The 14141-nt window shown below is 73.8% G+C and carries 10 protein-coding genes; 7 read left to right on the top strand and 3 right to left on the bottom strand.

The window, feature by feature from the left end:
- The first annotated feature begins 236 nt into the window (after nucleotides 1–236).
- Nucleotides 237–2288, top strand: coding sequence for an ATP-binding protein (locus tag ACIBG4_RS40045; RefSeq protein ID WP_397207573.1), 2052 nt, complete (start codon nucleotides 237–239; stop codon nucleotides 2286–2288).
- A 10-nt stretch (nucleotides 2289–2298) separates the two neighbouring features.
- Here ACIBG4_RS40045 and ACIBG4_RS40040 read toward each other — a convergent pair whose 3' ends face one another.
- A complete protein-coding gene (locus tag ACIBG4_RS40040) occupies nucleotides 2299–3783 on the bottom strand; it encodes an alpha/beta hydrolase (RefSeq protein WP_397207571.1) in 1485 nt (494 codons plus the stop codon).
- A gap of 210 nt (nucleotides 3784–3993) precedes the next feature.
- Between ACIBG4_RS40040 and ACIBG4_RS40035 the strand changes: the two genes are divergently transcribed.
- On the top strand, nucleotides 3994–4587 hold the full coding sequence (locus tag ACIBG4_RS40035) for a hypothetical protein (RefSeq protein ID WP_397207569.1): 594 nt from the start codon (nucleotides 3994–3996) through the stop codon (nucleotides 4585–4587).
- Nucleotides 4571–5143 carry an OmpA family protein gene (locus tag ACIBG4_RS40030; RefSeq protein ID WP_397207567.1) on the top strand — a complete coding sequence of 191 codons (573 nt, stop codon included), beginning with the start codon at nucleotides 4571–4573 and terminating at the stop codon, nucleotides 5141–5143. Before ACIBG4_RS40035 ends, ACIBG4_RS40030 begins: the two co-directional genes overlap by 17 nt.
- Before the next feature lie 22 nt (nucleotides 5144–5165).
- Here ACIBG4_RS40030 and ACIBG4_RS40025 read toward each other — a convergent pair whose 3' ends face one another.
- Complete coding sequence (locus ACIBG4_RS40025; protein ID WP_397207565.1) at nucleotides 5166–6299, bottom strand: S1C family serine protease; 1134 nt, start codon at nucleotides 6297–6299, stop codon at nucleotides 5166–5168.
- Nucleotides 6300–7045: 746 nt separating this feature from the next.
- On the opposite strand from ACIBG4_RS40025, the gene ACIBG4_RS40020 reads away from it, so the two are divergent.
- Together ACIBG4_RS40020 and ACIBG4_RS40015 are read left to right on the top strand one after the other, a co-directional pair.
- Nucleotides 7046–7864, top strand: coding sequence for a hypothetical protein (locus ACIBG4_RS40020; protein ID WP_397207563.1), 819 nt, complete (start codon nucleotides 7046–7048; stop codon nucleotides 7862–7864).
- A 62-nt stretch (nucleotides 7865–7926) separates the two neighbouring features.
- Nucleotides 7927–10131: an acyl-CoA dehydrogenase gene (locus ACIBG4_RS40015; RefSeq protein ID WP_397207561.1), complete on the top strand. Its 2205-nt coding sequence runs from the start codon at nucleotides 7927–7929 to the stop codon at nucleotides 10129–10131.
- A 55-nt stretch (nucleotides 10132–10186) separates the two neighbouring features.
- On the opposite strand, the gene ACIBG4_RS40010 is transcribed toward ACIBG4_RS40015, so the two are convergent.
- Entirely contained in the window at nucleotides 10187–12139 is a 1953-nt protein-coding gene (locus tag ACIBG4_RS40010) for a hypothetical protein (RefSeq protein ID WP_397207559.1), read from the bottom strand.
- Between the two features lie 101 nt (nucleotides 12140–12240).
- Between ACIBG4_RS40010 and ACIBG4_RS40005 the strand changes: the two genes are divergently transcribed.
- Entirely contained in the window at nucleotides 12241–13887 is a 1647-nt protein-coding gene (locus ACIBG4_RS40005; protein ID WP_397207557.1) for a hypothetical protein, read from the top strand.
- A gap of 113 nt (nucleotides 13888–14000) precedes the next feature.
- Nucleotides 14001–14135, top strand: coding sequence for a hypothetical protein (locus ACIBG4_RS40000; RefSeq protein ID WP_268959883.1), 135 nt, complete (start codon nucleotides 14001–14003; stop codon nucleotides 14133–14135).
- Nucleotides 14136–14141: the final 6 nt, after the last annotated feature.

Below are 14141 nucleotides of genomic sequence, written 5' to 3'. Positions count from 1 at the left end.
GGGGGCGGGGGGGGGCGGGGGGGGCCCCCGCCACGCCGGCGACCGAGTGGACGGCAAGAGCGCACCCGCTTCACGGGTGCGCTCTTCACGGTCTGCGCTTAATCTGGAGGAGCGGTCGCCGTGGTCGGATGACCGCGGCACCGGCCGCGGTCGCCGGTGGGCGGGTGGCCGCGACACCGGCAAGGGGAGCCGGCAGGGGGCGGCGAGAGCGTGCACAGGCCGTGCTACATCCAGTGATGACGTCTGCTCAGACGTCCAGCTTCATCGGGCGCCGCGGCGAGGTGGCGGCTGCCCGGCGGCTGCTGGCCCGTGGACGCCTGCTGACCCTGACCGGGGCCGGCGGGGTCGGCAAGACGCGGCTGGCGCTGCGCGTGGCCGAGACGCTGCGACCGGCGTTCGACGACGGGGTGGAGATCGTCGAGCTGACCTCTCTGGAGGACCCGGACCTGCTGGTGCCGGCCGTCGCGACGGCGCTCGGCGTCCGCGACGCGGGGGCGTCCCCCATGACCGTGCTCGCCGACTACCTCTCCGGCCAGCACCTGCTGCTCGTCCTCGACAACTGCGAGCACCTTCTCGACGCGTGCGCGAAGCTGGTCGACGGGCTGCTGCGCGGCGCGGGCCGCCTGCGGGTGCTGGCCACCAGCAGGCAGACGCTCGGTGTGGTGGGCGAGCAGGTGCTCGTGGTGCCCTCGTTGTCCGTGCCGGACCAGGCCGCCGAGCCCCGCGACATCGCGCGCAGCGAGGCCGTGCGGATGTTCGCCGACCGGGCGGCGCGGGTGCGTCCCGGCTTCACCGTGGACCGCACGGACGCCGCGCTGGTCGCCCGGCTCTGCCGCCGCCTCGACGGCATCCCGCTGGCCATCGAGCTCGCGGCGGGACGGCTGCACTCCATGCCGGTCGAGGAGCTGGAGCGCCGGCTCGACGAGCGGTTCGAGGTGCTGGACGCCGAAGGCGCCGGGAACGTGCCGCCCCGCCACCAGACGATGCGCGCGGCCGTGGACTGGAGCTTCGGCCTGTGCACGCGGGCGGAGCAGCGGCTGTGGAGCCGGCTGTCGATGTTCGCGGGCGGCATGGACGTGGACACGGCCGAGGAGGTCTGCCACGGCTGCGGCATCGACCGTGGGGACGTGTTCGACCTGCTGGCGGGGCTCGTGGACAAGTCCATCCTGGTCGCCGACCACCAGAAGGACCGCGTCCGGTACCACATGCTCGACAGCATCCGCTCGTACGGCCGGGAGAAGCTCGCCGAGAGCGGCGAGGAGGACGCGCTGCGGCGGCGCTACTGCGACCACTACCGGCGCCTCGTCGCCGAGCAGCGGGTGGACCGGCTGGTGCCCGAGCAGCTCGACCGTTACCGCCTGCTGGCGACGGAGCTGCCCAACATCCGCGTCGCGCTCGACGCGTTGTACTCCCGGCCGGAAGAGGCGGCGGGCGGGCTCGACATGGTCTCCGCGATGTGGGGCTACTGGATCCTCGCGGGCTCCGTCACGGAGGGCCGCCACTGGCTGGACCGCGGGCTGGGCCTGGTCACCCCCGGCTCCCGGGCCCGCCGTACCGCGCTGTGGGTGTCGGCGATGCTCGCCCTGCTCCAGGGCGACCGCGCCGAGGCGGAGGACATGCTGGAGGAGTCGCACCGGCTGGCCCGTGAGGCGGGCGACGAGGAGACGCGGGCGTTCGCGACGCAGGTCTCCGCCATGGTCGCCTTCTCGGCCGGTGACCCGCGGAGCGGGATGACCCTCATGGAGAAGGCGCGGGCCGGTCACCAGGACCGCGGCGACCTCAGCGCCCTGGCCATCAACCTGTTCTACGACGTCTCGTTCAGCGCGGGCGAGGATCCCGAACGGGCCGGGGACCTGGCCCAGGAGTTCCTGACGCTGTGCGTGAAGCGGCGCGCGGAGCCCTCGCGCGGGTACGCGTTGTTCGCCGTCGGCATCACCGCCTGGCACCGGGGCCACCCGCAGCGGGCCGAGGAGACGCTGCGGGAGGCGGTGGCCGTCAGGCGAGCCATCAGCGACAGGTGGGGGCTCGCGGAGTGCGTCGAGGTCCTGGCCTGGATCGCCGGGGCGCAGGGCCGCCACGAGCGCGCCGCCCGCATGCTGGGGGTGGCGAACGCGCTCTGGCAGGCGATGGGGGCCTCGCCGTCCCGGCTCTGGCCGCACATGCGCGACCACGAGCACTGCGTGGCACGGGCGCGCGAGGCGCTGGGGGCGCGGGCCTACACGGCGGCGTTCCACAGCGGCGAGCGGATGGGACTGGACCGGGCAGTCGCGTACGCGATCGAGGGCTGAGCGGACGGGGCTATTGGCGGGATGCCCTGACGGGCTTGACCTTCGGGCAGTTCGTGCCGTTCGCGGGGGCGGCCAGTGTCGTCAGGTACCGGTCCACGAGCCGGTCCACGCACGCCGAGCCCTTGCGGTAGGCGGTGTGCCCGTCGCCGTCGAAGGTCAGCAGCACACCCGACGACAGCTGCGAGGCCAGTGCCTGCGCCCACTTGTACGGCGTGGCGGGGTCGCGCAGCGTGCCGATCACCAGGATGGGCGGGGCGCCGTCGGCCCGCAGCGGCCGGATCGACCTCTTCCGCCTGACCGGCCAGTAGTCGCACGGCGTCGTCCCGGTCCTGGCCGTGGCCTTGTGGGTGGGCGGGTGGTCCAGGCAGTCGATGGCCTCGTGGGCGGCGAAGCTGTTGGTGTACGTGCCGTCCGCCCGGCGCTCGTTGTACAGGTCCGCGAGCAGCAGCAGCCTCGTCCCGTCCCCCTGGAACGCGTCGGCCAGCGCCTGCCGCAGCATGGGCCAGGCGGACTCGCTGTAGAGGGCCGACAGGACGCCCGTCACCGCGATCGCCTGGCTGACCTGCCGGCCGTCGTACACGTTGCGCAGCGGAGCCCTGTCCACCCGCGTCAGCAGGGCTTCGACCTTCTTGTTCGCCGCGCCCAGCCGGTGCGTCGGGAACGGGCAGTCCTTGGCCTTGAAGCAGTCGCGCAGGAACGACTCGAAGGCCACGTCGAAGCCGCCGGACTGCCCGGTGCCGAGCTCGTCGCCGGTCCGCGTGGGGTCCATGGCGCCGTCGAGCACCAGCGCCCGCACCTTCCCGGGGAACAGGTCGGCGTACGTGGCGCCGAGGAAGGTGCCGTACGAGTAGCCCACGTACGTCAGGCGGGACTCGCCGAGGGCGGAGCGCAGCACGTCCATGTCGCGGGCCGCGTCGGTGGTGGCCAGGTGGGGCAGCAGCTTGCCGGAGCGGGCCTGACACGCCTGGGCGAACTGCTTCTGCGCCAGGTCGAGGTTCTTGACCTCGAAGGCGGTGTCCGGCGACCTGTCGATGGCGTAGTAGCCGTCGAGCTGGGCGTCGGTGAAGCAGCGCACCGCGGTGGAGGCGCCGACGCCCCGGGGGTCGAACCCGACCAGGTCGAACCGGGCGCGGACGGCGGGGGAGAGGAACGCGTCGGCCTGCCTGGCCGCCTGGACGCCCGACTCGCCGGGACCGCCCGGGTTGACGACGACCGCCCCGGCCCGCCGGCCGGTGGCGGGCAGGCGGATCACCGCGATGTCGATCCGGTCGCCGCCCGGCTTGGCGTAGTCCAGCGGCACCTTCAGCTTGGCGCACTGGTAGCCGCCGCCGCAGGGCATCCACGACAGCCGCTGGCCGTAGAAGGCGCCGAGCGCGGCGGGCCGGCCGGGTGCCGGTGCCGCCTCCGCGGCGCGCGCGGGCTGGGCGGTGGCCGTGAGGCCGGCGATGAGCAGGCCGGCGAGTGCGGGTGTGATCACGCTGGGTAGGCGTCGCATGGTCGTGTCCTCGTCTGGCGGCCGAGTGTGTGGATTCGCCTGGTTGGCCCTTGATTATTGGGACCTGCCGGTTGCGAGGCTCTTGACGAGCGCTGACCTGTGACAACGGTGAAAGTTGAGGCATTTGTTCTGGTTGTGGGAGTCTGTCGGGGGAGTGACCCGGCTTCCGGTGCGGACTCCGGCGACGTTCTCGAAAGGTGATCCAGGATCATGCGCAAGACGATCGCGTTGGCCGTGGCGGCCGTCGCGCTGGCCGGCTGCGGAGTGCTTCCAGGCCGGCAGGCCGGCGGCGCCGGGGACGGGCAGGCCCAGCAGACCGCGGCCCGCGCCGAGACCACGACCGCCGCCCCGGCGCCCCAGCAGACCGAGGCGACCAAGGCGGCCGAGTCCACCGCGGCGATCGCGAGCCGGGAGGCGAGCACCTCGAGCGGCGGCCAGAACGGCAAGGCGCGGGTCGACATCACCGGCCTGAAGCGGCAGGGCAGGACCGTCACCCTCAACTGGACCGTCACCGCCCTCGACGGCAAGGTCAACATGCACAACGGCATGAGCACCGGGACGCTGGACTACTCGGTGTCGGCCGTCTCCCTGATCGACCCGGTCAACGCCAAGCGCTACCGCGTGGCCCGCAACGGCGCGACCGCCGACAGCGAGTGCGTCTGCTCCCGTACCCAGGGCCAGTTCCTGGAGGGGGGCCAGACGACCTCGCTCTACGCCGTCTTCGCGGCCCCGCCCGCGGACGTCACGCAGGTCAACGTGGAGATGCCGATGATCGGCGTGCTCACCGATGTTCCGATCTCTTAGCGTCGCCGCCCTGGGCGTCGCCGCCGGGCTGCTGGTGCCGGCGAACCCGCCGGCCGGTCCGACCGCCCCGCCCGTCCCGTCGGACGCGAACGCGGTCGTGGAGGACCTCGTGCTGCCCGTCGAGGACATCATCGGCGAGGTCGAGTCGCTCGACGGCACCCAGAGCGAGACGAAGCAGGGCGTCCAGGTCACGGTCGCGCTCACCAGCGACGTGCTGTTCGCCGTGGACAAGTGGGCCTTGACCGGCGCCGCCAGGAAGCGGCTCCAGGGCGTCGCGGAGAAGGTCAGGACCGAGGGGGCGGGCGGCGTCGTCAAGGTGCAGGGGCACACGGATGATCAGGGCTCCGACTCCTACAACCTGCGCCTCTCCCAGCGGCGCGCCCAGGCCGTCGAGCGGGGCCTGCGCGGGCTGCTCGCGGACGCCGGCGTCACACTTCAGGCGCAGGGGTACGGCGAGACCCGGCCCAGGCTGCCCAACCTCGTCGACGGCAAGCCGGTGGAGCGCAACCGGGCCAAGAACCGCCGGGTGGAGATCGTCTTCGACGCCCGTCAGTGAGCCGCGGGCGGCGGACCCCCGGTCAGTCGCCTGGCAGCTCGCCCAGGGTCGCCGTGACCGTGGTCCGCGTGCCGTCCGCGCGGATGAGGCCGACCTTGACCTGGTCGCCCGGCTTGAGGGTGGTCAGGATCTCGGACAGGGCGGACATCGTGGGCGTCTCGGTGCCGTTGACGGAGACGATCACATCGCCGGGCCGGATGCCCGCCTTCTCGGCGCCGCTGCCCGGCTCGACGCTGACCACCCCGACCCCCGTCGTCTGGCCGTTGTCGCCGACGACCGTGCTGCCCCTGATGCCGAGGGCGGCGCGGTGCGTGTTGGTGACCTTGCCGTCGCGGACGATCTGCGCGGCGATGTCGGTGGCGGTGTTGCTCGGGATGGCGAAGCCGATGCCGGGGGCCGCGCCGCCGCCCAGGTTCGGGTCCGTCGCGGCGAGCGTCGGGATGCCGATGACCTGGCCGGACAGGTCCACCAGGGCGCCGCCGCTGTTGCCGGGGTTGATGGAGGCCGAGGTCTGGATGGCGTTGGCGATCGTCGCGCCGGGGGAGCCGGGATCCTGCGGCTCGCTGACCGTGCGGCCGAGCGCCGAGACGATGCCGTCGGTCACGCTGCCCGACAGGCCCAGCGGGTTGCCCATGGCGAGCACGAGCTGGCCGACCCGCAGCCTGGCCGAGTCGCCGAACCGGGCCGGCCTCAGCCCTCTGGGGTCGTCCACCTTGATCACCGCGAGGTCGCCGGCGGGGAACGACCTGACCAGCCGGGCGGACCGGCCGGCGCCGCCGGTGGCCAGGGTCACCTGCATCTGGGTGGCCTCGCCGACCACGTGCGCGTTGGTGAGGATGTGCCCGGCGGAGTCGTACACGATCCCGGAGCCGAGGCCCACCTTGGTGGTGATCTGCACGATCGACGGGAGGACCTCCTTGATGACCTGCTCGTAGGCCGTCTCCAGGGACTGGGGCGACGTGGGGACGACGGGGGGACTGGCGGGCGGGCTGGCGGGCGCGGTGGCCGTGCCGGCCGGGGAGCCGGCCGTCGAGGTGGCCGTGGCGCCGGAGGCTGAGGCACCGGACGTCGAAGAGCCGGTCGTCGTGGCGGACTGGATCGCCGAGCAGCCGGTCAGCAGGACGGTCAGGACGAATCCCGCGACGATCTTCCTCATGGGGTGGTACCTTCCCTGCCACCGGTGAAAGATACGTTTTTTCGCCATTTGTCCTGGTCAGCGCGGGTGTGCAGGGGTTTGAGGATATGGCGGGGTGCGGGGGTGGGGGCCAGGGGTTCCAGAACAAAATTCTGGCCAGGACATGGCGGAAATATCCCGGTCTGAAGTGACGTAACCTCAAGGTCATGGCGGACGTCGGTGACCAGCAGCCCAATCACGATGCTCCCACGACCCCGTTCCGGAAGATCGTCGTGCCCGCGGACGAGACGGTCGTGATCCCCCGGCCGCCCGGTTCCCGGCCCTCCGGCCCTCAGCCCTCCGGCGGCACCGCGGGGCCGCCGTCGCGTTCACCGCAGGGCTCGCCGCCGCACGCCCGGCCCCGACCGGGCCCGCCGTCCGGCCCTCAGCCGTCCGAGCCTCCCGCCACGCCGCAGTCCGGACCGAAGGCCGCGCCGCAGTCCGGACCACAGGCCACGCCCCAGCCTGGACCACAGGCCGCGCCGCAGTCCGGGCCGCAGGCCGCGCCCCGGTCCGGGCCGCCGCGGACCGCCCCGCCGTACGGTGCCCGTCCCGGTCGCGAGTCGGGGCCCCAGGCTGTCCCGCCGTCCGGGCCGCACGCGGATTCACCGGCCGGGAACGGTTCCGGGGCGCAGGCGGGCGGAGCGCAGGCGGGCGGGGCGCAGGCGGGTGCCGGGGCCGCGACGCGGCTGGGGCACGGGCCGGGCCCCGCGTCGCAGCAGTACCCCATGCCCCCGGTCGTGCCGCCCCCGCCGCCCGGGTCCGGGCTGATGAGCCGCATCGGCGACATCCCCATCCGGGTCGTGTACCTCGTCGGCGCGATCATCGCCACGGTGGTGGCCGTACTGCTGATCTTCGCCGTCTTCTCGGGTGACGTGCCCAAGGACCAGGGCTTGCCGCAGGGAGGCTCGATCGCGCCCCCGCCCGCCGGAGGCGCGAAGGAGCCCGCCGCCACGCTCGCCCAGTCGGCCGCGCCGTCGTCAACGCCGTCGTCCACCGGTGTCGCGCTGCCGCCCGTGCCCGCTGCCAAGGAGTACGCCGTGCTGCCGGGCACGGCCAGCGTCGTCATCGGCCTGGTCAGCGACCCGAAGGCGGGCCTGTCGTACCCGCGGCTCGGCCTGCCGTGGAAGAGCGCGACGTCAGCGCCGTTCTCGGTGGCTCAGCGCGCCGGCAAGGCGGCCGTCCCGGGCGCCCTGATCGGCTCGGCGCCGCTGCCGGGCGCCACCCCGGCGGCCCGCCCGGTGAAGGACTCCGACTACCGCAGGCTCGCCGCGCGTGCCGCGACGTGGGCGCTGGGCACGCAGTACCCGGCCGGGGCCACGCTCACCTGGACGGGCTCGGAGCGTACGCCCCTGGGCAAGGGGTGGACGCTGGCCTTCAGGGTCGCGTACGACGTGGACGGCGGGCAGCGCGTGGCGCAGGGCCTCGTCTCGGTCGTGGACACGGGCCGGGCGAAGCCCGCGATGCTGTTCGCCTCCGTCCCCGAGAGCGGCAAGAGCCGCTGGCGTGACCTGAACACGCTCGCCGACCGGATCGCCCCCATCTAGGCCAGAAGTATCCTCTAGAATATGGTTCTGGCATGACCGGGACCTCGGCTGGAGGATGAGCGATGGCGATCGGGTTGAACGAGGAGCATGAGGCGCTCCGAGAGTCGGTGAGCGGCTGGGCGGAGCGGAACATCCCCGCCGAGCTGCTGCGATCCGCGAAGGGTGAGCGTCCCCCGTTCTGGTCGGGGCTCGCCGAGCAGGGCCTGCTGGGGCTGCACCTGCCCGAGGGCGCCGGCGGCTCCGGCTACGGGCTGCTGGAGGCCGCGGTCGCCGTCGAGGCGCTGGCCGAGCGGATGGCGCCCGGACCGTACGTGCCGACCGTGCTCGCGAGCGCGGTCGTCCACGCCTCCAAGCGGCACGACCTGCTCACCGGCCTGGCCGACGGCACCCGCACGGGCGCGGTGGCGCTCACGGGAGGCGCGGCGGTCGGGGGGCCGGGCGGCCGGCTGACGGGGACGCGGGCCGCCGACGGGTCGCTGGCCGTGTCCGGCTCCGTCGAGCCGGTGCTCGGCGGGGCGTCCGCGGACGTGCTGATCCTGCCCGTGTCCACCGACGGCGGCGAGGTGTGGATCGCGCTCGACGCCTCGGACGCGAGCGTCACCTCGCTCAAGTCCCTGGACCTGACCAGGTCGTCGGCCAAGGTGGAGGTGACGGACGCCACCGTGCCCGCCGCCCGGGTGCTGGAGGGCGTGCAGGGGCTCGACGTGCGCAACCTGGCCGCCGTTCTGCTCGGGGCCGAGGCCGCGGGCCTGGCCGCGTGGTGCGTGCGCGCCGCCTCCGACTACGCCAAGGTACGCGTGCAGTTCGGCCGCCCGATCGGCCAGTTCCAGGGCATCAAGCACAAGCTGTCGCGGATGCTCGTGGCGCTGGAGCAGGCCCGCGCGACGGTCTGGGACGCCACCCGCGCCGAGGGCGGCGAGCTGGAGTACGCCGCCGCGATCGCCGGTGTGATGGCGCCCGACGCGGCCGTGCGGTGCGCGCAGGACGCGATCCAGACGTTCGGCGGCATCGGCTACACCTTCGAGCACGAGGCCCACCTGTACTACCGGCGCGCCCTGACGCTGCGCGCGCTGCTCGGCGCGTCGGCCGGCTGGGCGGCCACGGTCACGAACCTGGCCATGGGCGGCGTGTCCCGGGAGATGGAGATCGACCTGCCCGAGGGCGCCGAGCGGCTGCGCGAGTCGATCCGCGCCGAGATCGCCGAGATCAAGGCGCTGGAGGGCGTGGAGCAGAGGCGGGCGCTGGCCGAGCGCGGGTTCGTCATGCCGCACCTGCCCAAGCCGTGGGGCCGCGCGGCCTCGCCGCTGGAGCAGGTGCTGATCGCCCAGGAGCTGAAGGCCGCCCGCGTGCGGCTCCCCGCCATGATCATCGGTGCGTGGGTGGTGCCGTCGATCGTCTCGTACGGCACGCAGGAGCAGCAGGAGCGCTTCCTGCCCAGGACGCTCAGCGGCGAGACGATCTGGTGCCAGCTCTTCTCAGAGCCGGGGGCGGGCTCCGACCTGGCCTCGCTGCAGATGAAGGCGGAGAAGGTCGAAGGCGGCTGGCGGCTCAACGGCCAGAAGATCTGGACCTCCGTCGCGCACGTCGCCGAGTGGGGCATCTGCATCGCCCGCAACTCCTCGGCCGGCTCCAAGCACGAGGGCATCACGTACTTCCTGGTCGACATGAAGGCGCCCGGCGTGACGGTCCGGCCGCTGACCGAGATGACCGGCGAGAACCTGTTCAACGAGGTGTTCCTCGACGACGTGTTCGTGCCCGACGACCTGGTAGTCGGTGAGGTGGGCGACGGCTGGCGGGTGGCGCGCAACACGCTGTCCAACGAGCGCGTCTCGCTCTCCTCCGGCTCGGGCGGCACCGGCGCGTCCGTGCCCGACCTCGTCGGGCTGGCCGGCCGGCTCGGCCGGGAGCTCACCCCGGTCGAGGCGCACCAGGTGGCCGAGGTGATCTGCGAGGGGCACTCGATCAACGCGCTGTCGCTGCGCGTGACGCTCAAGCAGCTCGCCGGCTCCGAGCCGGGCGCGGACGCGTCGGTGCGCAAGCTGCTGTCCACCTCCCACGCCCAGCACGTGTCGGAGACCGCGGTCTCGCTGCTGGGCTCCGCGGCCGTGGTGGCGGCCGACATGACGCTCGGCGACGCGGGCTACTGGAACCGGGCGGTGCTCGCCACGCGCGCCATGACGATCTACGGCGGGACGACGGAGGTGCAGCTCAACATCATCGGCGAGCGCATGCTCGGCCTGCCCCGGGACCCCGAGCCCGGCCACTGACCGCGGGGGCCGCTTAGAGGTGGGGGCCGGCCGCCGACCGGCCCCCTACGGGGGTTCACGGGCCGACGGGCTGGAGCGGGGTCGGGGTGCCGTTGGCGGCGGGGCGCGGCACGCCGACCTTGATCTCGCCCACGCAGACCGTACGGCCGTCCAGCGCGCGGACGGCCAGGTCGCTGCCCCCGCCCTTGACCGTGGCGAACGTCCAGCCGAAATCCTTGCCCGCCGGGACCGTCGTGACGGCCCCGCCGAGCCGCACCGCGATCGTGGCCGGCACGGGGTTGAGGTAGCCGACCTGGACGGTCCATTCGCCGTCCGGCAGGGAAGCGGGCAGCTCGAAGCGTCTTTCCCGCCCCGACACCGGGGTGCAGCCGCCGCGCTGGGGGATGGTCATGCCCTGGATCTCGACCGGGCGCAGCCGGCCGGCGTCGTCGAAGGCCAGCGGGTTGGGCACCGGCCCGGTCAGGGTCCGCGTCCAGGTCACCGGGTTCGGCGCGATCGGGCCGAGCACCCGGGAGGTCAGCGCGTAGTCGCGGAAGAACAGCGGGAGCACGACCTTGGCGGGCACGTGCGTGTCGAGGACGACCGCGCCGTGCGGGACCCGCGCGAGGGCTGTCCGGCCGGTCTCGACGTAGCTCCTGACGTGCTCGCCGAGCGGCATCCGCGCGTACCCGGCGGCCGACCAGACCGAGCCGGCGACGAACGCGGCGGCCACCGGGACCCAGGCGTACCGGAGCCCGGCGCGCAGGCGCGGCAGCCGCCGGGGTCCGGGGGCGGGGCGCCGCCAGGGGTCCTCCTCGCCCCGTACGGGGACGAACGCGAGGCCGATCACGACGGCCAGCACCATCGCGGTGGAGGAGACGTACCTCAGCTCCTGCCCGCCGAGGTCGGGGCCGAGCTGCACGACCCGCCCGATCATGACGGGGACCACGTCGGCCAGCGCGAAGTAGCCGAGCAGCGTCAGCCACGCCAGCCAGGCCCGCCTGCGGTGCCACAGCGACACGCCCACGGCCAGGAGCGCGACGCCGAGGGCCGCCCACATGAGCGGCCGGGGGGCGGCGGCGATGGCGTAGTCCTCGCTGATCGGGTACCACTGCCACGGCCCGCCCAGCGCCCCCGGCACCAGGGAGCCGGTGAGCAGCTTCCACGCGAAGCTCACGGCCACGGCCGGGTCGGGGAGCGCCGGCCGGATCGTGTCGTTGGTGAGCTGCACCGAGGTGAACAGCTGCCGGAAGAACACCGCCGCGTACCCGGCGACGACGGCGAGGTAGAGCAGCCAGGCGGCGCGCCGCCGGGCCCGCGGGAACCAGCCGATCGTCAGCACGAACGCCAGCACGAGGATGAACGGCGCCTTGACGAAGAACACCATGGCGAGCACCGCCCAGCCCGCCACGGCCACCGCGTGCCGGAACCGCCCGGTCCTGGCGTAGCGGACCTGGGAGCCCAGCGCCATCGCCAGCGCCACCTGGAACGGCAGCGTCTCGACGACCACGGCCCACCACGACAGCGACGAGACGGTCAGCGGCGTCAGCAGGTAGAACCCGAGCGGCACCAGGATCGCCGGCCGGGTCCCGAACAGCAGCCGCAGCAGCCGCAGTAGCGCGAACCCGGCGGCGGCCAGCAGGCCCATCGTGACGGCGTGGGCCAGCACCTCGTTGTAGACGCCGAGCCGGCCCATCGCCCAGTGGATCGCGAACGGCCCCGGCACCAGGTGCCCGTAGTCGACCCGCATGAGGTAGTCCCACGTCAGGTCGTGCTCCAGGCCGCGGGCGATGAAGGTGAAGTCGTCCTGGCGGAAGTACGTCCGGCGGACGAAGTCGAACCTCCAGACGAGCTGGACGGCGATCAGGGCGATGGCCGCGGCCAGCACGATGTCGCCGTGCCGCCCGTCACCGTTCTGCGCGTCACCGGGCCGACCATCACCGTGCAGCCCACCACCGGGCCGCCCGTCACCGGGCCGCCCATCTCTGGGCGGGCTCGTACGGGCCGCCGCCCCCGACTCGCTGGTCACCCAGTCCTCCCGGTCCCCCGGTCCCCCTCCGGTCTGGCGAAGCGTATCCAGGAGCGGATTCAGGCGGAATGCCCGTTGTGTGGTTGTGATGTCATAGCGGAATGCCCCGGACCCCGGCCGCCGCCCTGCTCGGCCTCGCGCTGGGCTGTCTCGCGCTCGGGCCCGCTCTGGGGTGGGGGTTCGTGCTGGTGCAGGACATGGTGTTCGTGCCGGACCCGGAGTTCTCGCGCTTCACGTTCGGGCTGTCGGGGGGCGCGCCGCGGGTGGTGCCGAGCGACGCGGTCGTCACGGCCCTGTCGGCGGTGCTGTCGGGGGAGCTGGTGCAGAAGGCCGTCCTGCTGGGCGTCTTCGTGCTCGGCTGCTCGGGCGCGGCGCGGCTGGTGCCGTCGGACGGGCTCGGGCCCCGGCTGGTGGCGGGGGCGTTCTACGTGTGGAACCCGTACGTGGCCGAGCGGCTGCTGATGGGGCAGTGGGCGCTGCTGCTCGGGTACGCCGGGCTGCCCTGGGTGGTGGGCGCCGTGGCCCGGGAGCCCGCCCGGAGGGGGTCCGCGTGGCGGCCGGCGGTGGCGATGCTGCCGGCGGCGGTGGGCGGGTTCGCCGCCATGACGGTGACCGCGCTGACCGCCCTTCCCGTGGCGCTGCTGAGCCCGGACCGCTCGGTGAGGGCCGGGCGGTGGCGCCGGGTGGTGCCGGTGGCCGTCGTGCTCGTGGTGTTCAGCCTGCCGTGGCTGGTGCCGGCGCTGCTGCGGCCCGCGGGGGTGACCGGGGACGGGGTCGGGGTGGAGGCGTTCGCGGCGCGGGCGGACGGGCCGTTCGGCGCCGTGGGGAGCCTGCTGTCGCTGGGTGGGATCTGGAACGCGCACGCGGTGCCCGCCGGGTACGGCACGCCGCTCGGCGCGGTGGCCCGGCTGCTGCTGTCCCTGGCCGGCATCGCGGGGTTCGCCGCGCTCGCCGGCTTCGCCCGGCCCGGGCGGGCCGCCTCGGGCGCCGGGCCTGCGGGAGGTCTCGGGTGGCGACGGGGGCTGGTGGTGGCGGCCGTGGCCGGGTTCGGGGTGGCGTGCCTCGGCGTGACGGCCCCGGGCAGGGCGGCGCTCACCTGGCTGGTCCACCTGTGGGGCGGGTTCGCGGTGCTCCGGGACGCCCAGCAGTTCGTCGCCCCGCTGGCGCTGCTGGAGGCCGTCGGGCTGGGGCTGGCCGCCGCGGCCGCGGCCAGGGCGCTCACCGGCGGTGGCCGGCGGGCCGTGGCGGTCCTGGCCCTGGTGCCGCTCGCCGTGCTGCCCACGATGGCGTGGGGCGCGACCGGGGCGCTGCGCGCGGTGCCGTACCCGGAGAGCTGGACGGCCGCCCGCGAGCTGATCCGGCGCGACCCCGAGCCGGGCGACGTGCTCGTCCTGCCGTTCGAGTCGTACCGGCGCTTCGCCTGGAACGGCGGTCGGGCGGTGCTGGACCCGGCGCAGCGCTTCTTCGGCGGCCGGGGGCGGGAGGTGGTCGCCAACGACACCGTGCGCGTCGGCGACCTGGTCGTCCCGAGCGAGGACGAGCGGGCGCAAATGCTAGAACACGTACTAGAAATGCCGTCGCCAGACCTGCTCCGGGCGGGGTTTCGGTACGTCGTCGTGGACGCGGGAACCCCGGCCGAACGTGCCGGGTTCGACCGGCGGCTGAGGGGCGCGAAGCTGCTCGTGGACGCTTCCGACCTGCGGCTGTACCGTGTGGGTGGACCGATTGCTCAAGGTTCGTCCGAATAGGCCCATTGATCAGTGGCTTTATTAAGATTTCGTTTAGCTACTTCCGAGTAGCAAGAATTGGTTCTAGGTTGGTGACGGTCCCCCAAGTGCCGCGCCCCAGGAGGAACCCCCCAGTGATCAAGATCCTCTTAGCAGCGATCATCGGCATCGCCGTGGCCGCCCTCGTCGCGACCGTCACGACGGTCTCCTTCACCGGCGCCACCGCGACGCCCGTGAACCAGCCGCTCTACAACTACGGCGACCGGTAGACACCA

It is taken from the genome of Nonomuraea sp. NPDC050383, from assembly GCF_044459125.1.
Lineage (GTDB): Bacteria > Actinomycetota > Actinomycetes > Streptosporangiales > Streptosporangiaceae > Nonomuraea.
This window is presented reverse-complemented; position numbering and strand designations above follow the sequence as displayed.